At 69.8% G+C, this 20,086-nt stretch carries 14 protein-coding genes; 11 read left to right on the top strand and 3 right to left on the bottom strand.

Annotated elements, in window-relative coordinates; translation table 11 throughout:
• Window positions 1-100: 100 nt before the first annotated feature.
• The 8 genes from DFQ15_RS07315 (at window position 101) to DFQ15_RS07280 (ending at window position 9,532) form a co-directional block, all read left to right on the top strand.
• The gene (locus tag DFQ15_RS07315; RefSeq protein ID WP_110465350.1) at window positions 101-1,060 is read left to right on the top strand and encodes a MurR/RpiR family transcriptional regulator; all 960 of its coding nucleotides are present in this window, start codon (window positions 101-103) and stop codon (window positions 1,058-1,060) included.
• Complete coding sequence (locus DFQ15_RS07310) at window positions 1,057-2,052, top strand: isoaspartyl peptidase/L-asparaginase family protein (RefSeq protein ID WP_110465349.1); 996 nt, start codon at window positions 1,057-1,059, stop codon at window positions 2,050-2,052. The genes DFQ15_RS07315 and DFQ15_RS07310 overlap by 4 nt, the downstream gene beginning before the upstream one ends.
• Window positions 2,053-2,090: 38 nt before the next feature.
• Window positions 2,091-3,986, top strand: coding sequence for a dipeptide ABC transporter ATP-binding protein (locus DFQ15_RS07305; RefSeq protein WP_110465348.1), 1,896 nt, complete (start codon window positions 2,091-2,093; stop codon window positions 3,984-3,986).
• 88 nt (window positions 3,987-4,074) lie between these two features.
• On the top strand, window positions 4,075-5,634 hold the full coding sequence (gene gsiB / locus DFQ15_RS07300; RefSeq protein WP_110465347.1) for a glutathione ABC transporter substrate-binding protein GsiB: 1,560 nt from the start codon (window positions 4,075-4,077) through the stop codon (window positions 5,632-5,634).
• Between the two features lie 20 nt (window positions 5,635-5,654).
• The gene (gene gsiC / locus DFQ15_RS07295) at window positions 5,655-6,575 is read left to right on the top strand and encodes a glutathione ABC transporter permease GsiC (protein WP_110465346.1); all 921 of its coding nucleotides are present in this window, start codon (window positions 5,655-5,657) and stop codon (window positions 6,573-6,575) included.
• A 25-nt stretch (window positions 6,576-6,600) separates the two neighbouring features.
• Complete coding sequence (gene gsiD, locus DFQ15_RS07290; RefSeq protein WP_110465345.1) at window positions 6,601-7,542, top strand: glutathione ABC transporter permease GsiD; 942 nt, start codon at window positions 6,601-6,603, stop codon at window positions 7,540-7,542.
• Complete coding sequence (locus DFQ15_RS07285; protein WP_110465344.1) at window positions 7,539-8,717, top strand: DmpA family aminopeptidase; 1,179 nt, start codon at window positions 7,539-7,541, stop codon at window positions 8,715-8,717. Before gsiD ends, DFQ15_RS07285 begins: the two co-directional genes overlap by 4 nt.
• Entirely contained in the window at window positions 8,714-9,532 is an 819-nt protein-coding gene (locus DFQ15_RS07280; protein WP_110465343.1) for a M55 family metallopeptidase, read from the top strand. Before DFQ15_RS07285 ends, DFQ15_RS07280 begins: the two co-directional genes overlap by 4 nt.
• A 99-nt stretch (window positions 9,533-9,631) precedes the next feature.
• On the opposite strand, the gene hisF is transcribed toward DFQ15_RS07280, so the two are convergent.
• From hisF to galE, 3 genes are all read right to left on the bottom strand, one after another.
• Window positions 9,632-10,432, bottom strand: coding sequence for an imidazole glycerol phosphate synthase subunit HisF (gene hisF / locus DFQ15_RS07275; RefSeq protein ID WP_110465342.1), 801 nt, complete (start codon window positions 10,430-10,432; stop codon window positions 9,632-9,634).
• Between the two features lie 54 nt (window positions 10,433-10,486).
• On the bottom strand, window positions 10,487-11,350 hold the full coding sequence (locus DFQ15_RS07270) for a D-hexose-6-phosphate mutarotase (RefSeq protein ID WP_110465341.1): 864 nt from the start codon (window positions 11,348-11,350) through the stop codon (window positions 10,487-10,489).
• Window positions 11,351-11,431: 81 nt separating this feature from the next.
• A complete protein-coding gene (gene galE, locus DFQ15_RS07265) occupies window positions 11,432-12,439 on the bottom strand; it encodes a UDP-glucose 4-epimerase GalE (RefSeq protein ID WP_110465385.1) in 1,008 nt (335 codons plus the stop codon).
• Window positions 12,440-12,811: 372 nt separating this feature from the next.
• Here galE and DFQ15_RS07260 point away from each other — a divergent pair, with 372 nt between their 5' ends.
• Genes DFQ15_RS07260 through DFQ15_RS07250 form a run of 3 tightly spaced genes read left to right on the top strand, consistent with a single transcriptional unit; the run spans window position 12,812 to window position 20,080 of the window.
• Window positions 12,812-15,556, top strand: coding sequence for a bifunctional glycoside hydrolase 114/ polysaccharide deacetylase family protein (locus DFQ15_RS07260; protein WP_233504331.1), 2,745 nt, complete (start codon window positions 12,812-12,814; stop codon window positions 15,554-15,556).
• Entirely contained in the window at window positions 15,516-19,505 is a 3,990-nt protein-coding gene (locus DFQ15_RS07255) for a tetratricopeptide repeat protein (protein ID WP_199399828.1), read from the top strand. Before DFQ15_RS07260 ends, DFQ15_RS07255 begins: the two co-directional genes overlap by 41 nt.
• A gap of 23 nt (window positions 19,506-19,528) precedes the next feature.
• The gene (locus tag DFQ15_RS07250) at window positions 19,529-20,080 is read left to right on the top strand and encodes a penicillin-binding protein activator LpoB (RefSeq protein WP_110465383.1); all 552 of its coding nucleotides are present in this window, start codon (window positions 19,529-19,531) and stop codon (window positions 20,078-20,080) included.
• Window positions 20,081-20,086 lie beyond the last annotated feature (6 nt).

The following is a 20,086-nucleotide window of genomic DNA, read 5'->3' as shown; positions in this document are numbered from 1 at the left end:
GTGCACCGAATGATATAAAAATATCTATTTTCCAAAAGCCGTGAGAGAATTTTCTCAGTCCGCTTTTTCACGACATCGTCATCTTTCTTTCCCCCGCACCGTGCAACCGCCCACTCCATCGGACCGTCCGCCCACCATCGCCCAGCGCATCGCCCGCGCCCGGCCAGCCCTGACCCGCTCCCACCAGAAGATCGCCGACCATGTGCTGGCGCATCCGCTGCAGGTCGCGACCGTGCCGGTGGAGGCGCTGGCGGCCCAGGTCGACGTGTCGGTCGCCACCGCCAACCGCTTCGCCCGCGCGATCGGGCTGGAGGGCTATGCGCAGCTGCGGGCCGAGCTGGTCCGCAGCTTCGAGGCCACGCTGGCGCCGGTGGAGAAGCTGCGCACCCGGCTGGCCCAGCCTTCCACGGTGGCCGAGGTGTTCGCCGCCGCGCTCGACGAATCGCACCGCAACATCGAGAAGACCCGCGACGCGCTCGACGCCGTCGCCTGCGAGCGCGCCGTGCAGGCCCTGCTGGGCGCGCGCCGCATCTACATCGCCGGCTACGGCGCCAGCGGCTGGCTGGGCGGGCTGCTGCAACGCGGCATCGACCCGTATTGCGACAACGTGCAGCTGCTGGCCGGCGTGGGCGGCGCCTCCTACGGCGGCCGACTGCTGCCGCGCATGGGGGCCGACGACCTGCTCGTGGCGATCGCCTATCCGCGCTACAGCACGGACACGGTGCTGCTGGCCCGCGAGGCCCGCCGCCGCGGCGTGCCGGTACTGGCGCTGACCGACGATGCCCGCTCGCCGCTCGCGCCGCTGGCGCAGGTCTGCCTGTTCGCCTGCACCGAAAACCAGTACGCGGCCAATTCGGACTCGAGCGTGCTGGCGCTGATCGAAGCGTTGTCGAGTGCCGTGGCGCACAGCGCACCGCATCCGCTGCAATCCGCCGCCGAGATGACCGAGGCGGTGCTGCCCTGGCTTCACGAGGCCGGCACCGACGCCATGCGCGGCACAGCACCCGACCGCTCCGGCCCCGGTGCCGCGGCGCCCCCGACTTCCCGCAAGACCCGATGACCGCCGCTCCCCCTTTCCGCGCCGTGATCGCGATCCACGGCGGCGCCGGCACCCTCACCCGCGCCGCGATGGACGACACGCAGCAGGCCGCCTACCACGCCGCCCTGCGCCGCATCCTCGTCTCCGCCCAAGCGCTGCTGGCCGGCGGCGCAAGCGCGCTCGATGCGGTGACGCATGCGGTCGAACTTCTGGAGGACTGCCCCTACTTCAACGCCGGACGCGGTGCCGTGTTCACCCGCGCCGAGACGCACGAGCTCGATGCCGCGGTGATGGACGGCGCTACGCTCGCCGCCGGTGCCGTCGCCGGCGTGGCCCGGGTGCGCCGGCCGGTACGCGCCGCCCGCGCGGTGCTGCAGCACGGCGAGCATGTGCTGCTGGCCGGTGCGGGCGCCGAGGCCTTCGCGGCCGATGCCGGACTGGAGATGGTCGACCCTGCCTATTTCTCTACCGACGCGCGCCGTGCCCAGCTGCACCGTGCCATCGCCTCCGACACAGGCGCGGTGCTCGACCACGACGGCGCCGCCGCGTCGGCGCCAGCGTCGCCAGAAGCGGCCGTCGCACCGCTCGACGAAGACCGCAAGTTCGGCACCGTCGGCGCGGTGGCGCTCGACCTGCACGGCCACCTGGCCGCCGCCACCTCCACCGGCGGCATGACCGCCAAGCGCGTCGGCCGCATCGGCGATTCGCCGCTGATCGGCGCCGGCACCTATGCCGACGACCGCACCGCAGCCGTCTCCTGCACCGGCAGCGGCGAGATGTTCATCCGCGTGGTCGCCGCCCACGACGTCTGCGCCCGCATGGCCTACGGCGGCGCATCGCTGGCCGACGCGGCCGACGCGGTGGTGCACCGCTCCCTGCCGCCCCTCGGCGGCCGGGGCGGCCTGATCGCGGTGGACCGCCACGGCAACGTCGCCCTGCCCTTCAACACCGAAGGCATGTACCGCGGCCATGCCGCCGTCGGCGACGAGCCGCGGACCGCCATCTTCGGCTGAGCCTTTTCCGCCCGCCTTCCGCTTCCTGACGCACCGCCATGCCCGCATCCCCCTCTTCTCCTTCGCCCGCCCTGCAGGACGGCCGCGCCCTGGCCGTGGATGGCCTGACGGTGCGCTTCTCCACCTCCGAGCACACGGTGGACGCGGTGCGCAACCTGTCCTTCCACGTAGACCGTGGCGAGACGCTGGCGGTGGTGGGCGAATCGGGCTCGGGCAAGTCGGTGACCTCGCTGGCGCTGATGCGGCTGGTCGAGCACGGCGGCGGCCGCATCGTGGGCGGCCGGATGGACTTCCGCCGCCGCAACGGCGAGGTGCTCGACCTGGCGCAGGCCGGCGGCAGGACGATGCGCGGCATCCGCGGTGCCGACATCGCGATGATCTTCCAGGAGCCGATGACCTCGCTCAACCCGGTCTTCACCGCCGGCGACCAGATCGCCGAGGCGATCCGGGCGCACCAGGGCAAGTCGCACGGCGCGGCCCGGGCCGAGGCGCTGCGCATGCTGGAGCTGGTGCGCATCCCCGAGGCGCGCAACGTGCTGGGTCGCTATCCGCACCAGCTATCGGGCGGCATGCGTCAGCGGGTGATGATCGCGATGGCGCTCTCCTGCAAGCCGCAGCTGCTGATCGCCGACGAGCCCACCACCGCGCTCGACGTGACGATCCAGGCGCAGATCCTGCAGCTGGTCCGCGAGCTGCAGACCGAGATGCACATGGGCGTGCTGTTCATCACCCACGACATGGGCGTGGTGGCCGAGGTGGCCGACCGGGTGCTGGTGATGCACCGCGGCGACCAGGTCGAGCAGGGCCCGTCGGTGCAGATCTTCGGCGCGCCGCGGCATCCGTACACCCAGGCACTGCTCTCGGCCTTGCCCAAGCTGGGCGCGATGCGGGGCACCGACCTGCCGCGCCCGTTCGCGCTGCTGCAGGGTGGCGGGGTCGCGGTGGACGGTGCCGCGGGCACGGCCTCCGACGCGCCGGTGGACACCCGCACCGCGGGCCGGCCGCCGATCCTGCGGGTGAAGAATCTGGTCACCCGCTTCGACCTGCGCGCGGGGCTGTTCAACCGCATCACCCGCCGGGTGCATGCGGTGGAGAAGGTGAGCTTCGACCTCCACCCCGGCGAGACGCTGGGCCTGGTCGGCGAATCGGGCTGCGGCAAGTCCACCACCGGCCGCTCGCTGCTGCGGCTGGTCGACAGCCAGGGCGGCGCCATCGAATTCGGCGGCCGCAACATCCTGGACCTGCCGACCTCGCAAGTGCAGGCGTTGCGCCGCGACATCCAGTTCATCTTCCAGGACCCGTTCGCCTCGCTCGATCCGCGGCTGACGGTGGGCTTCTCGATCATGGAGCGGCTTCTGGTGCACAAGGTCGCCGGCGGCACGGCGGCGCAGGCGCGGGTCGACTGGCTGCTGGAGAAGGTCGGCCTGCCGCGGGAATACGCGCAGCGCTATCCGCACGAGTTCTCCGGCGGACAGCGCCAGCGCATCGCCATCGCGCGCGCGCTGGCGCTCAAACCGAAGGTGGTGGTGGCCGACGAGTCGGTGTCGGCGCTCGACGTGTCGATCCAGGCGCAGATCGTCAACCTGATGATCGACCTGCAGCGCGAGCTGGGCGTGGCCTTTCTCTTCATCTCGCACGACATGGCGGTGGTGGAGCGCATCAGCCACCGGGTGGCGGTGATGTTCCTCGGCCAGATCGTCGAGATCGGCCCGCGCCGCGCCATCTTCGAGAACCCGCAGCATCCGTACACCCGCAAGCTGATGGACGCGGTGCCGATCGCCGACCCGGCGCGCCGCCACCTGACGCGCTCGCTGCTCGAAGGCGACATCCCCAGCCCGATCCGCGCGCTCGGCGACGAGCCCGAGGTGCATCCACTGGTGCAGGTGTCGCCGGGCCACTTCGTGGCGCGCCACGCCATCGCCAACCTCTACTGAGCGACCCGCGTCCGCGTTCGCAGGCCCCTACTAGCCGCTTCCCCCCTCGCGACTTCCGCCTTCGTTTTCTGTCCCATCGGAGTTACACATGCAAAAGACCCTCTCCTCCCGCCGCATCGCCCAGGGCCTGATGGCCCTGGCGGCCCTGGCGGCCCTGGCCGCGTCCGGCTCCGTGCTGGCGGCCGGCAACGCGGTGCTGGCCATCTACCAACAGCCCGAGACGCTCGACCCCTACAACACCAACACGACCATCACAACGGCCGTCACCAAGAGCTTCTACGAAGGTCTGTTCCAGTTCGACAAGGACCTGAAGATCAAGAACGTGCTGGCCGAGAGCTACGAGATGTCGAAGGACGGCCTGGTCTACACCTTCAAGCTGCGCCAGGGCGTGAAGTTCCACGACGGCACCGACTTCAACGCCGCCGCCGCCAAGGCCACCCTCGACCGGGTGATGGACCCCGCCAACCGGCTGCTGCGCGCCAACCAGTTCAACCGGGTGGCCAAGGTCGAGGCGGTCGCTCCGCAGACCCTGCGCATCACGCTCAAAGAGCCCTTCGGCCCGTTCATCAACACGCTGGCGCACGCCTCGGCCGCGATGATCTCGCCCGCCGCGCTGGCCAAGTGGGGCAGCAAGGACATCGCGTTCCATCCGGTCGGCACCGGCCCGTTCGAGTTCGTCGAATGGAAGCAGACGGAGGCCATCGTGGGCAAGAAGTACGCCGGCTACTGGAAGCAGGGCTATCCCAAGGTCGACCAGATCACCTGGAAGCCGGTGATCGAGAACAACACCCGTGCCGCCATGCTGCAGACCGGCGAGGCCGACTTCGCCTTCACCCTGCCCTACGAGCAGATCGCCACGCTCAAGAAGAGCGACAAGGTGGAGGTCGTTTCCTCGCCGTCCATCATCCAGCGCTTCCTCACCTTCAATCTGCTGCAGAAGCCGTTCGACAACCCGAAGGTGCGTGAAGCCATCGGCTATGCTATCAACAAGGACGCGCTGGCCAAGGTCGCCTTCAACGGCTATGCGTTCCCGGCCCAGGGCTTCGTGCCGCAGGGCGTGGAATACGCGGTGAAGATGCGGCCGATTCCCTACGACGTGCAGAAGGCCAAGGACCTGCTGAAAGAGGCCGGCTTCCCGAACGGCTTCGAATCGGTGCTGTGGAGCCACTACACCAACACCACCAGCCAGAAGGTGATCCAGTTCCTGCAGCAACAATTGCAGCAGGTGGGCATCAAGGTGACGGTGGAAGCGTTGGAGCCCGGCAAGCGGGTGGAACTGGTCGACTCCTGGCCCGACCCGAAGACGTCCAAGCTGCGCATGCACTACGTCGGCTGGTCCTCGTCCACCGGCGAGGCCGACTGGGCGCTGCGCCCGCTGTTCTCGACCGAATCCTGGGCACCGAAGCTGGCGAACTACGCCTTCTACAGCAACCCGGTGTTCGACGAATCCGTCGCCAAGGCGCTCATCACCAATGACGGCGCGGAACGTGCCGCGCTCTACAAGACCGCGCAGGAACAACTCGCCAAGGATCTGCCGCGCATTCCGCTGGTGACCGAGGAAGTGCTCTATGCCCATGCCAAGCGCCTCTCGGGTGTCTACGTCATGCCCGACGGCAACATCAACAGCGACGAGATCGCGCTGAAGTAAGCGCCGCGGCGCCGCATCCCATGCTGAACTACTCCCTCAAACGATTGCTGGGGCTGCTGCCCACCTTGCTGATCGTGGCGGTCCTGGTGTTCCTGTTCGTCCACATGCTGCCGGGCGACCCCGCGCGCCTGGCGGCGGGCGCGGACGCCGACGAAGCCGCGGTGCAGCTCGTGCGCCAGGAGCTGGGCCTCGACCGGCCGCTGCCCGAGCAGTTCGTGCATTTCTTCTCGCGCATGGTGCAGGGGGACTTCGGCACCTCGATCCGGACCCGCCGGCCGGTGGCCGCCGAGATCGGCGAGCGCTTCATGCCCACGCTGCTGCTGACCATCACCAGCATGGCGTGGTCGGTGGTTTTCGGCATGGGCATCGGCATCGTCTCGGCGGTCTACCGCAACCAGTGGCCCGACCGGCTCGGCATGACGCTGGCGGTCTCGGGCATCTCGTTCCCGGCCTTCGCGCTGGGCATGACGCTGATGCAGCTGTTCTCGGTGCGGCTCGGCTGGCTGCCCACCGTGGGCGCCGCGACCTGGCAGCACTACATCCTGCCCTCGCTCACCCTGGGCGCGGCGGTGGCGGCGGTGATGGCGCGCTTCACCCGCGCCTCCTTCGTCGAGGTGGTGCAGGAAGATTTCGTGCGCACCGCGCGCGCCAAGGGCCTGAACGAGCGGGTGTTCGTCCTCAAGCACTGCCTGCGCAACGCGCTGATCCCGGTGGTCACCATGATGGGCCTGCAGTTCGGCTTCCTGCTGGGCGGCTCGATCGTGGTCGAGATGGTCTTCAACTGGCCCGGCCTCGGCCGCCTGCTGGTCGATGCGGTGACCATGCGCGACTACCCGGTGATCCAGACGCTGGTGCTGCTGTTCTCGCTGGAATTCATCCTCATCAACCTGGTGGTGGACGTGCTCTACGGCTTCATCAACCCCACGATTCGCTACAAGTGAACGCACCTGCCCCGAGGTACCCGGCATGACCACGCCCTCCATCCCCACCCCGCCCGACGCGGCGCAGACCGCGGCGGCCTCCGTCGCCGCCACCGCGCAATCGGCCTCGGCCGGCGCGGTCCGCACGCCCTGGCGCGAGTTCTGGCGCAAGTTCAGGAAGCAGCACGTGGCCGTCGCCGCGCTGGCCTTCGTGCTGCTGCTGGTGGCCGTCGCGGTGCTGGCGCCCTGGCTGGTGCCCTTCGACGCCGAGAACTACTTCGACTACGACCGCCTCAACGACGGCCCGTCGGCGATGCACTGGTTCGGCGTCGATCCGCTCGGCCGCGACATCTTCAGCCGCATCCTGATGGGCGCGCGCATCTCGCTGGCCGCGGGCTTCCTGTCGGTGGCGGCGGGCGGCGCGATCGGCACCGTGCTCGGCCTGCTGGCCGGCTACTACGAAGGCTGGTGGGACCGGATCGTGATGCGCATCTCGGACGTGCTGTTCGCCTTTCCCGGCATCCTGCTGGCGCTCGGCGTGGTGGCGATCCTGGGCAGCAGCATGACCAACGTGGTCGTCGCGGTGGCGGTGTTCAGCGTGCCGGCGTTCGCACGGCTGGTGCGCGGCAACACGCTGGTGTTGAAGCAGATGACCTACATCGAGTCGGCGCGCAGCATCGGCGCATCCGACTGGACCATCGTCGCCCGCCACATCCTGCCGGGCACCATCTCGTCGATCGTGGTGTATTTCACGATGCGCGTCGGCACCTCGATCATCACCGCGGCCAGCCTGTCCTTCCTGGGCATGGGCGCCCAGCCGCCGACGCCCGAGTGGGGCGCGATGCTCAACGAGGCGCGGGCCGACATGGTCAACGCGCCGCACGTGGCGCTGTTCCCGAGCCTGGCGATCTTCTTCACCGTGCTCGCCTTCAACCTGCTGGGCGACGGCCTGCGCGACGCGCTCGACCCCAAGATCGACCGCACATGATCCTGGCAACGCCGCGGCCCCGGCCGCCTGTCGTCGGCACGCTGCCCGCCGGTTCGCGCGACGCGATCACCGACGTGGCGGGTGTCACCGTCGGCCACTGCACGCTGGCCGAAGGCGAGGTGCAGACCGGGGTGACCGTGGTGCGACCGCACGGCGGCGACCCTTTCCGCGACAAGGTGCCGGCCGCGGCCGTCGTGCTCAACGGCTTCGGCAAGAGCGTGGGCCTGGTGCAGGTGGAGGAAATCGGCACGCTGGAGACGCCGATCGCGCTGACCAACACCTTCGCCGTCGGCAGCGTGGCGACGGCTCAGGTGCGCGCCTGCATCGCGCACAACCCCGCCACCGGCCGCGCGCTGCCGACGGTGAACCCGCTGGTTTTCGAATGCAACGACGGTTACCTGAACGACATCCAGCGGATGGCGGTGACCGAGGTGCACTACCGGCAGGCACTGGACGCCTGCAGCACACAGGTCGGACAGGGCGCGGTGGGTGCGGGCCGGGGCATGTCGAGCTTCCAGATGAAGGGCGGCATCGGCACCGCGTCCCGCATCGCATCGGTCGGCGACGGGAGCCCCCGCACGGTGGGCGCGCTGGTGCTGGCGAACTACGGTCGGTTGCCGCAACTGGTGCTGGCGGGCCACGCGGTCGGCGCCACACTGGCCGCACGGATCGCAGACGGTCCGCAGCCCGGCCCTGGCAATGCCGACCTCCGCGACGCACCCGGCGCCTTGCGCACCAGACTTAACGCCGACGACACCGATGCACCCGAACGCGGCTCGATCATCCTGCTGGTCGCCACCGACGCGCCGCTCGACGCCCGGCAGCTGCGGCGGCTGGCCCTGCGCGCCGGTGCCGGCCTGGCGCGCACCGGCTCGGTCTTCGGCCACGGCAGCGGCGACATCGCGCTGGCCTTTTCCACCGCCTACACCGTGCCCGCCGATCCCGCGCGGCCGATGCCCGCCGTCGCGATGCTGCACGACGCGCTGCTCGACCCGCTCTTCCAGGCGGTGGCGGACAGCACCGAGCAGGCGATCGTGCACGCCCTCTGGCACGCCCGCGCCCTGACCGGCCGCGACGGCCACCACCGCCCCGCGCTGGCCGAGCTGCTGGCGCGGGGCGCGCCGCTTCTTCCCCTGTCACCGAACCCGCCGCCCGGCGGCCCGCACGCCCCATGAAAGTCCTGATCTCCACCGACATCGAAGGCGTGGCCGGCGTCTACCACCCCGAGCAGGTGCGCCCCGGCAACCCGGAGTACGAACGCGCCCGCCGGCTGATGACCGACGAGGCCAACGCGGCCATCGCGGGTGCGTTCGACGCGGGCGCGGCCGAGGTGTGGGTCAACGATTCGCACGGCGGCTTCCGCAACCTGCTGCCCGACCTGCTGGACCCGCGCGCGATGGCGGTGCAGGGCAAGCCGCGCTATCTGAGCATGGTGTCGGGCGTGGAGCACGGCATGGACGCGGTCTGCATGGTCGGCTACCACGCAAAGGCCCAAGCGCCCGGCATCCTGGCGCACACGATCAACAGCTTCGCCTTCGCCGGCATCTGGCTCGACGGGCAGGAAGTGGGCGAGGCGGGCCTCTACGGCGCGCTGGCCGCCCACTACGGCGTGCCGGTGGCCATGGCCAGCGGCGACGATGCCTTCGTCGCAGAGACGCGGCCGCGGTTCCCGCGGGCGTACTTCGTGCAGACCAAGCGCGCGACCGGGCAGAACAGCGGCATCTCGCTGTCGCCCACCGCCGCCCGCGCGGCGATCCGCGCCGGCGTGGCCACCGGCCTGGCGCAGCGGATGGCGTTGGAGCTTCCCACCGCCGGTAAGCCGGTCGCGGTGCGGCTGCACACCCAGACGCCGGCGCTGGCCGACCTTTTCTGCCAATGGCCGACGCTCCAGCGCACCGGCGGCGTGGCGCTGGCGTTCGACGCGCCGACCATCGAGGCCGCGGTGCGGATGCTCAACTGCCTGTCGGCGATGTCGAGCATGCTGCACTAGCGGCGCCGCAGGCAGTCCGAACGTCTTTTTTTAAGCGATTCGTAGCCGCGGCCGGCGATTTTCGCCGACCTCTAGCTATATTTTTTATAGCAACGGCATTCAGATCCGCACGGGAATGCCACGCTCCGCCATCCGCGCCTTGGCCTCTCGTACGGTGTGCGCGCCGTAGTGGAAGATGCTGGCGGCCAGCACCGCGTCGGCGCCGCCCTGCTGAACGCCGTCGGCCAGGTGGTCGAGGTTGCCGACCCCGCCCGAGGCGATCACCGGCACCGAGACGGCGTCGCTCACCGCGCGGGTCAGCGCCAGGTCGAAGCCGCTCTTGGTGCCGTCGCGGTCCATGCTGGTCAGCAGGATCTCGCCGGCGCCCGTGCGGGCCATCTTCGTGGCCCAGGCGACGGCGTCCAGGCCGGTGTTCTTGCGGCCGCCGTGGCTGTAGACGTCCCAGCCCGGGCCGGCCGCGCGGCCGTCGCCGTCCAGGCGCCGCTCGTCCTCGGCATTGCGGCGCTTGGCGTCGATCGCCACCACGATGCACTGAGCGCCGTAGCGGGCCGACGCGTCGGCGATCACCCGCGGGTTGGCGATGGCGGCGGAGTTGAAGCTGGTCTTGTCGGCCCCGGCGTTGAGCAGCCGACGCACGTCCTCGACCGTACGCACGCCGCCGCCGACGGTCAGCGGGATGAAGACCTGCGACGCGACGGCTTCGACGATCGGCAGGATCAGGTCGCGGTCATCGCTGGTGGCGGTGATGTCGAGGAAGGTGAGTTCGTCGGCGCCCTGCAGGTTGTAGCGGGCCGCGATCTCCACCGGGTCGCCGGCGTCGCGCAGTTCGAGGAAATTGACGCCCTTGACGACACGGCCGCCGGTCACGTCGAGGCAGGGAATGATGCGTTTGGCGAGCATGGAAAATCCGCGGAAAAGGAAGAAGGTGTGTGCGGCGCGCAGGGCGCCCGCGGGCTACAGCAGTTGCAGCCGTTGCGATCCCGACCAATACGCGCCGGGCGGCATCGGCACCGGCGTGTCGACGCAGGCGGCCTCGACGCAGAGCATCCGGCGCCAGCCGTCGGCCGGCATGTCGGCCAGCGTGGCGCAGAGCGCTTCGCCGGGGTTCCAGACCACGGTGTTGGTCCAAGACGGGCTGTGCACGATGCCCACGGCGGCACTGCCGGCCTGCAGCCGCAGCGGGCCGGACGGCGCAGAGAACACGCAGTCGTATTCGCCGCCGAAGCCGACCGGGCCACGCTGCACCGCATGCACGTCGACCACCGAATCCCTGCGGGCGCAGCCGTCCAGGCCGTCGAGCCGAACCTGCGCCACGTCGTCCACCCGCAGGTAGGTGTGCAGGGCGGCGGTGAAGTCCCAGGCGGTGTCGCCGGTGTTGTGAGCCGTCAGTTCGACCTGCAGGTGCGCGTCGGTCAGTTCCACCGCCAGGCGGGCGGCGAAGGCGTGCGGCCACCAGGCGCGGGTCTGCGGCGTGTCGTCGAGGGCCAGGACGGCGCGCACGCCGTGGTCGTCGGCAGCACCGTGCTCTACACGCCAGGGCAGGTTGCGGGCGAAGCCGTGCTTGGCGAGCGGGCCGCGCTGGTTGAACTGCGGAAAGCAGACCGGTACGCCGCCACGGATCGCGCTGTGGGCATCGAGCCGGGCGCGGGGGCTGAGATAGAGGCGCTCTTGGCAACCGGCCGGCATCCAGGAAAGTACCTGCGCACCCTGCAGTGCGACGACGGCCGATGCGCCGCCGGGCAGCGCCAGGTGCAGTGCGGGAATTCCATGGAAAGGTGCGGGCCGCACGGCCTGGAATGCGGGGGAGATGACAGGCATACGGCGATTGTAGGAGCCGCACTTCGCGCCGCCGGCGGCCGTCGTCCGACCGCGGCTCCCCCGCGCCGCGACCGCAGAAAGCTACAGCGACCGGCCGACGCCGTCCTGCCAGCGCCAGGCATCGGCGCACATCCGCTCCAGGCCGTGCCGTGCCTTCCAGCCCAGCAACTGCTCGGCCAGCGCGGGATCGGCCCAGCAGGCGGCGACGTCGCCAGGCCGGCGGGCGACGATGCGACAGGGCACCGGCCGGCCACTCGCCTGCTCGAAGCCACGCACCATCTCCAGCACCGACACCGCGCGGCCGGTGCCCAGGTTCACCGTCAGCAGGCCGGGGTGCTCGCGCAGGTAGCGCAGCGCGGCCACGTGGCCGTCGGCCAGGTCGCAGACATGGAGGTAGTCGCGCACGCCGGTGCCGTCGGGCGTCGGGTAGTCGTCGCCGTAGACGCTCAAGCTCTCCCGCATGCCGACGGCGACCTGCGCCACGTAGGGCATCAGGTTGTTGGGAATGTCCTGCGGGTCCTCGCCGATCAGGCCGCTCTCGTGGGCGCCGACCGGGTTGAAGTAGCGCAGCCGCGCGATGCGCCACTGCCCGGGCTCGGCCGCGTCGACGTCGGCCAGCACCTGCTCCATCATCAGCTTGCTCCAGCCGTAGGGGTTGGTGGCCGAGAGCGGGAAGTCTTCGCGGATAGGCAGCGAGGCCGGATCGCCGTACACCGTGGCCGACGACGAGAACACCAGAGTGCGCACGCCCGCCTTCTGCATCGCGCGCAGCAGCGTCACCGTGCCGGCCACGTTGTTGTCGTAATAGCGCAACGGCTCGCGCACCGATTCGCCGACCGATTTGAGCGCGGCGAAATGCACCACCGCCTCGACCGGATACTCGGCGAACAGGCGGGCCAGCAGGGCTTCGTCGCGCACGTCGCCCTCGACATGCAGCGGCACCGTGCCGGCGATCTTCGCCACCCGCTCGAGCACCGACGCGCGGCTGTTGCAGAAGTTGTCGAGGATGAGGAAGGGGATGTTCGCGGCCGCCAAAGCGACGCAGGTGTGCGAGCCGATGAAGCCGGCGCCGCCGGTGACGAGAATCATGTTTTTTCCTTCGGAAATGAAGCCGGGCGGCAGCGCCGGGTGTGCTGCCAGCGGTACCCGGCAGCCAGGCTTGCACATTCTCCAGTCAGCTCTATAGTGGCCGACATATTCAAATGGGTGAAATTAAAGCAGGAGAACCGCCGGCGGAGGGCCTTTCGAATTGGCTTATGGTTTTTGGTAACAAAAAGGTAAACTGAGCATCCGTATGCATCGCTTGGGATGGTGGTGTAGGTGTGCACAAGCGACGTAGCGTATCGAAGTCTGCCGCCTTATTTCATCCGCTCATTTCCTTTCGTCGTGTTGTACAAACTCCGCTCTCTGTTTGTTGCCTTTTTCTACGCCCTGCCGCTGTGGGCGACCGCGGCTCCGGCCGTGGCCCTGCACTACGGGCCGACAGCGGCCCTGCCGGAACTGAAGCTCTTCGACATCGTGGTGGTCGAACCCGACCACGGCCAGGACCCGGTCGCCTACCGCAAAACCGGCAGCGAACTCTATGCCTACGTGTCGGTGGCCGAGGTGCAGGCCACCCGGCCCTACTACCCCGAGATTCCCGCGGCCTGGAAGATGGCGCGCAACGGCGACTGGAACTCCGACGTGGTCGACCAGACGCCGGCCGAATGGCCCGAGTTCTTCGCCACCAAGGTGGTGGGCCCGCTCTGGCAGAAGGGGTATCGCGGCTTCTTCCTCGACACACTCGACTCCTACCGGCTGGCCACGCAGTTCGACGAGGCTGCGCAGCAAGCCGGCGTCGTCCGGGTGATCGAGCTGTTGAACCGGCGCTATCCTGGCATCCAGCTGATCCTCAACCGCGGCTTCGAGATCGTGCCGCGGGTCAAGGACAAGGTGAAGATGGTGGCGGTTGAATCGCTCTTCCGAGGCTGGAATGCCGGCACCCAGCGCTACGAGCCGGTGAAGCCCGAGGACCGCGAATGGCTGCTGGGCCAGCTCCGCACGATCCGCGAGCGCGACGGCCTGCCGATCCTGGCGATCGACTACGTCGCGCCGCAGGACCGTGCGCTGACCCGCTCGACCGCCGAGCAGATCAAGGCGCTGGGATTCATCCCCTGGGTGACCGACGGCCATGTGAAGACGGTCGGCATCGGCACCGTCGAGCCGGTGCCGCGGCGGGTGCTTGTGCTCTACAACGGCGGCGAAACGCCCGCACTCAACTACACGCCGGCCCACCGCTTTTTGCAGATGCCGTTGAACCATCTGGGCTATGTGGTCGACTACGTGGACGTGCGCGAGGCGTTGCCCGCCGAGGTGTACCAGGACCGCTACGCCGGCGTCGTGACCTGGTTCTCGGGCTTCCTGCCCGAGAACCGCGTCAAGCCGGTGCAGCAGTGGCTGCAGGCGCGCCTGGCCGAGCAGATGCCGGTGGCGGTGCTGAGCAACTTCGGCTCGGCGCTCGACCGGTCCCTGGTCGAGGCGCTGGGCATCCAGGCCAACAACGCGGCGCCCCGCGGCATCCAGCAGCCGGTAGCACGCGACCCGATGATGGGCTTCGAGACTGCGCTGGAGCCCGCCCTCCGTGCGCAGTTCGAGCTGGTGTTGCGCGATGGCGCGCCCGTGCAGGCGGCGCGCCCGCTGGTCGAATTCAAGGACCAGCGCAACCAGTCGGTCCTGGGTGGCGCGCTGATGCCCTGGGGCGGCTTCCTGATAGACCCCTTCGTGGTGGTCGAGGTGCCGGGCACCGGCTACGCCCGCTGGGTGGTCGACCCGTTCGCCTTCCTGGCGCAGGCGTTGCGCCTGCCGCCGATGCCGGTGCCCGACGTCACCACCGAGAACGGCCGCCGGCTGCTGTTCTCGCATGTCGACGGCGACGGCTTCCCGTCGCGCGCCGAGCTGCCCGGCAGCCCCGACGCCGGGCAGGTGCTGCTGAAGGAAATCTTCGAGAAGTACCGCACCGTGCCGCAGACCATGTCGGTGATCGAGGCCGAGATCGCGCCGCACGGCCTGCACCCCGAGACGAGCAGGGAGCTGGAAGACGTGGCGCGCCGCATGTTCGCGCTGCCGCACGTCGAGATCGCCAGCCACACTTATTCGCATCCGTTCCTCTGGGACCGCAGCGTGCGCCACGGCACCTTCAGCGACAACGCCGAGGCGGCGATGAGCCTGGAGGTGCCGGGCTACACGATGGACCTCCGTCGCGAGATCGTGGGCTCGACCGACTACATCAACAGCCGGCTCGCGCCGCCCGGCAAGAAAGTCAAGATCCTGCTGTGGTCGGGCGACACCGCGCCCAACGCCGAGGCGCTGGAGATCACCGCCAAGGCCGGCTTGCTCAACATGAACGGCGGCGACACATTGATCACCCGCACCAACCCGTCGCTCACCGCGATCGGGCCGCACGGCATCCAGAAAGGCGGACTGCTGCAGGTGTACGCGCCGATCACCAACGAGAACATCTACACCAACCTGTGGAAGGGCCCGTACTACGGCTACGAGCAGGTGCTGCAGAGCTTCGAGATGACCGGCACGCCCCGCCGCATCAAGCCGGTGGACATCTACTACCACGTGTACTCCGCCAGCAAACGCGCCGGCCTGAACGCGCTGCGCAAGGTGTACGACTGGGCCCTGGCACAGCCGCTGCACCCGGTCTACGCATCGGAATTCATCCGCAAGGTGCAGGACTTCCACACCTACGCCGTGGCCCGCGACGGCGACGGCTGGCGGGTGCGCGGAAACGGCGATCTGCGCACCCTGCGCATGCCGGCCGCGCTCGGCACGCCGCAGCCGCAGGCCAGCCAGGGCGTGGCCGGCTACACCGCCGCGGCCGAGGGCGGCAGCTACGTGCACCTGACCGGCGCCGCCGCCTGGCTGCAGATGCGCGCCGGCGACGCCGCAGCGCCCGCCGTGCCGCGGGGCCCGTATCTGTCGGACGCCAACGCCCGCCTGGCCGAATGGTCGGTGCGCGACCAGGGCCGCACCGATTTCGCCCTGAGGGGCTACGCACCGCTGGCCTTCAGCCTGGCCAATGCCGGGAACTGCCAGGTGCGCGCCAACCAGCGTTTGCTGACCCCGATCCGCGCAGCTTCCCCGGCCGACCCGGCTGTCCAACAATTCCGCCTCTCCGATGCTGCAGCACAAATCCAGCTCCAGTGCCCAGCCCGTTGAGCGGCCGGTACTGGCACCCCCCTGGCTCATCGCCCTGCTGGCCAGCATGGTGGGGGGAGGCCTGTGGCTGCTCTATCCGAAGCAGGCGCTGGAGCTGCGGCTCTCCGACACGGCCGACGTAGCCCTGTCCGTGGCCTACCTGAACAACCTTCTGCACAGCGACCCGGACAACCCGCGCCTGCGGCTGCTGCTGGCCCAGCGCCAGATCGCGATGGGCGAAATGGCCGACGCGCGCGCGACGCTGCAGCCGGCACTCGACTCGTCCGATCCGGCTTTGCACCGCGATGCGCTCTGGAGCCTCTGGGACCTGACATATGCCGACTACCAGCGCACCCCCGAGAAAGACGCCGAGCGCCGCAAGGACCTGCGCGACGATCTGAAGCTCCAGCTGAAAACGCTGGCACGGGAGCGCTGGCCGATCGAGCGCCAGATACTGCTGGCGCGCCGCACGGCCGACTTCCAAGACCGCGTGGTCGGCGTGGTGCTGACCCGCCAACTGGCTGCGGAAGCGACCGATCCGCGCGAAGCCGCGCAACTCTACGAACAGGCCGCAAAGGAGGCGCTGGGCACCTCCGACTACGCCGCATGCGCCGAGCTCTACCTGCTGGCGCGCCAGGCGACGCCCGATCCGCAGCAGGCCAAGGCCTACTACATGGCCGCGGTGAAGTCTCTGCAGTCGGGCAACCAGCCGGTGGCGGCCCTGGCGTTGGCCGAGCGCGAACTGGGTCCGCTCTCGGACGATGCGCAGACCCTGCTGATGATCACCAACCTGGCGCGCGCTGCGGGTAAACCGGCGGTGGCCGACCGCTACGTGCGCCGCCTGCTGCGCATCTCGCTGATGCGGCAGATGCCCGACACCACGGCGATCGTGATCGGCAGCATGGCGCCCGTCGGCGCATTGCTGCGCCCGCTGCACGGCGCAGCGGGCGACGCGTCGCCCGCGCAGTACGGCTATGACGACGGCGCCCACCTGATGCTGCCGCCCGCGATGGCGGTGGCCGACGCCGGCACCTGGCAGCAGCGCCGCATGGCGCAGGAGGTGCCCCGCCCCGCGGCATCCGCCGTGCCCGCGGCGGATGCGCCGCCCCCTGCCCCGCGGCCGGGCGCGGTGCCCGGCCTGCCCTTCGACGACAAGCTCTACACCCTGGGCTACGAGGTCTTCGTCGAGAACCGCAAGCTCGACGACGCCTGGTCGCTGGCGAACGTCGCGGTGCAGAACCTTCCGCAGGACCTGGCGTGGCGCGAGCGCCTGGCCCGCGTGTCCGACTGGACCCTGCGGTCCGCGTCGGCGCTGGAAAGCTGGCTCTACATCGCCCGCAAGACCGACCGCGACGAGGCTTGGCAGTCGGTGCTGCGGCTGGCGCCCGGCCAGTTCGACGACCGCGCACTGGTCGAAGGTCTGCGCCACCAGTTGCGCGACCGCCCCGAAGACCTCGCGCTGATACGCGCCCTGGTCGAGGCCTACGAGCGCATCGGCGAGCCGCAGCCCGCGCTCGACTACCTGAAGCTCCATGCCAAGGCGCCGTCGGCGGTGGAGCTGCTCGCCAACTTGGCCGAACGCGCCGGACAGCCGACCCTGGCGCTCGACAGCTGGCGCCGCCTGCTGTCCGACAAGAGCCAGGTGACCCAGGCCAGGGCGATGCGCGCCGCCGTGCTGGCCCTGACCCACGGTCGGCCCGACGAGGGCTTGCGCTGGCTGGAAGCCGCCCAGCAGCAGCCGAGCGTGGGCGCGGACCAGAACGACTACTGGCGCCTGACCGCCCAGCTGGCCGAAAGCCGCCAGCGCAACGATTTGGCCGTGCAGGCCTACCGCCGGCTGGTAGAAGGCAAGGACACCGACAGCTCGGACTACGACGCGCTGGTGCGCCTCCTGGAAAACGACCAGCCGCTCGAAGCAGCGCGGGTGTCGGTGCTGGCCTGGGAACGGCTCGAAGAGCCGCGCCACATGGTCGGTGCGCTGTCGATCTACTCCAGCCGCAACCGCTGGGACGAGGTCGGGCGGCTCATCGGTCGCCTGGACGCGAGCCGGCAGGCCGCCCGCCGCGCCGCCGCCACGCTCTGGCAGCTGCCGGAATTCCTGCGGCTGGCCGGCAGCTACTACCAGAACACCGGCAACCTGCCCGAGGCCCGCCGCTATTTCGAAGCAGGGCTGCGACAGAGTCCGGATTCGTCCGAGATGCGGCAGGCGCTGCTGTGGTTGTTCATCGACAGCAACGACGCGGTGTCGCTGCGCACTTTGCTGACCACGCAGGAACGGGTCTGGGCCCGCACCGAGGATATACACGGTGCGCTGGCGGCCGCCTACCAGGCGCTGTCCTTGCCGCAGATATCGCTCGACCGTTACCTCACGCCTCACCTGAAGGCCCACCAGGGCGATTTCCTCTGGCTGATGAACTACGCCGACGCGCTCGACCAGAATCAGCAGACCGACCGTGCCTGGCGGCTGCGGCGCGAACTGCTGTCGCGCGAATGGCAGTCGGCACGCACGGGCGACGGCGGCACCCGCCTGTCGGCCGCCGAAGCACGCGCCCGCTGGCTGACCGACGAGGGACTGGACCAGACGCGGCGCATCGCCCGCACCCGGCTGATCATGACCCAGCGCCCGGGCGACCCGGCGCAGGACGTGCTGCGCGAACTGCTGCGGGTCGACCGCGACGGACGCGGCGACTTCTCCAACGCCGCGGCCGAGACCGCCATCGGCTGGCTGCAGGACGCCGGCGAATACACCGCCGAGCGGGGCTTCCTACGGCACCAGTACGCCCGCAGTCAGGGCCAACGGAGCAACCGGCCGCTGTGGGCAGAGATCACCGTCGCGCTGGCCGAGGACGACAAGTCCGCCACCGGCCAACTGCTGCAGGCTTTCGACGAGCGGCTGCCCCGCTACGACCGGGTCAACGCCGCCCGGGCGGTGGACGACATCCGCCTGGCGCAAACCGCCGCCTTCGAGGCACAACAGGACCAGCACGACGACCAGCCGCTGCACCTGCAGCTCACCGAGAACCTGCTCGCCTTCAGCGACACGGTGGGCGGCGGCCTGAAGCTGCAGCGCCTGGGCGGTATGGACGAGGACGAGGTCGACACGGTGCTCCACATCGCGATCGACCCGCGGCTGTCGCTGGACCTGGAGTTCGCGAGCATCCGCCGCCGGGCCACCGATGCGCTGGTGATCGTCAACCCGCCCGACGAGCGCGCCTTCGACATGAAGCTCAACTGGCGCCACAACGACGGCACCACGATGCTGCGCGCAGGCCGCCGCGAAAGCCTAGGCGCCTACAACCCGTTGCAGATCGAGCACCAGCAGCGGATCGACAATCGCCTGATGCTGACGCTGGACCTGGGCACCGACCTGCCCAGCCAGGAAAGCCTGGCCCTGCGCATCGCCGGCAAGAAGCGCCGGGCCGGTGCCGCCCTGCGCTACCAGGCCACCCGCCAGGACCAGTTCACCTTGGGTTATGCGGACGAGGCCTACAGCCTGCAGACCGGCGCGACGCTCGGCAACGGCCAGCACACCCGGCTCAACTACAGCCACACCTACCGGCAGGAAACACCGTCGATCGAGTTCGGCGCGTTCTGGTCGCACCACAACTTCTCGCGCCGCGACCTGGCGGGCCTGGGCCCGAACGACCTGGCCTTCACCCGCATCGTGCCGCCGAGCACGAGCACCGTGGGCCAGGACTATTTCCTTCCCGGCAGCTTCAGCTTCTACGGGCTGCAGGTCTCCACCAACATGCGCTACGAGCAGGAGTACACCCGTGCCGCCCGGCCCTTCGCCACCCTGAGCCGCACCTGGCACAGCGTCCTCGGCCCCGGCTACGAGCTGCGCACGGGCGTGGCCGGCAGCGTGCTCGGCGCCGACCACCTGGGCCTGAGCTGGGGCGTCGGCAAGTCGGGCCCGCAGGTCCGGGGCCTGACCCGCAGCATGCTGCTCACCTACCGTCTCCATTTCTGATGTCGCCCCGAGAGGAATCCACCATGCCCCACCACCGCTTTCTGCTGCAGCGTCGGCACGCCGTCGTCGTCGGCAGCCTCGCCCTGCTGCTCGGCGCCTGTTCCACCATCGACCGCGGCCGGCCGCCCGAGCTGGAGCGCAACGCCACCTGGGTCGTGCTGCCCTTCGCCAACCACACCGAGACGCCGCTCGCCGGCAACCGGGCCGAGGCGATCGCGCAGGCCCTGCTGCAAACCCGCGGCGTCGGACGCATACAGCGCTACCCCACCAGCACCCAGCAGGAAGCACTGTTCGACGCGGGCGATGCCAATCGCCAGCAGGAGGTGCTGGCCTGGGCCCGCGATCAGAAGGCCAGTTACGCCCTGACCGGCGCGGTCGACGAATGGCGCTACAAGGTCGGCGTCGACGGCGAACCGGCCGTCGGCGTGACGCTGCAGATTCTCGACGTGGCCTCCGGTGACGCACTCTGGAGCGGCACCGGCGGCAAGAGCGGCTGGAGCCGCGAGGCGCTCTCGGGCGTTGCGCAGAAGCTGATCCGCGATTTGCTCGACGCCGGCCTGGCGCGGGCGCGCTGATCCCGC

Source organism: Xylophilus ampelinus (assembly GCF_003217575.1).
GTDB classification, from domain to species: Bacteria; Pseudomonadota; Gammaproteobacteria; order Burkholderiales; family Burkholderiaceae_C; genus Xylophilus; species Xylophilus ampelinus.
The sequence above is the reverse complement of the archived record's forward strand: the minus strand, read 5'-3'. Positions and strand labels throughout refer to the sequence as shown.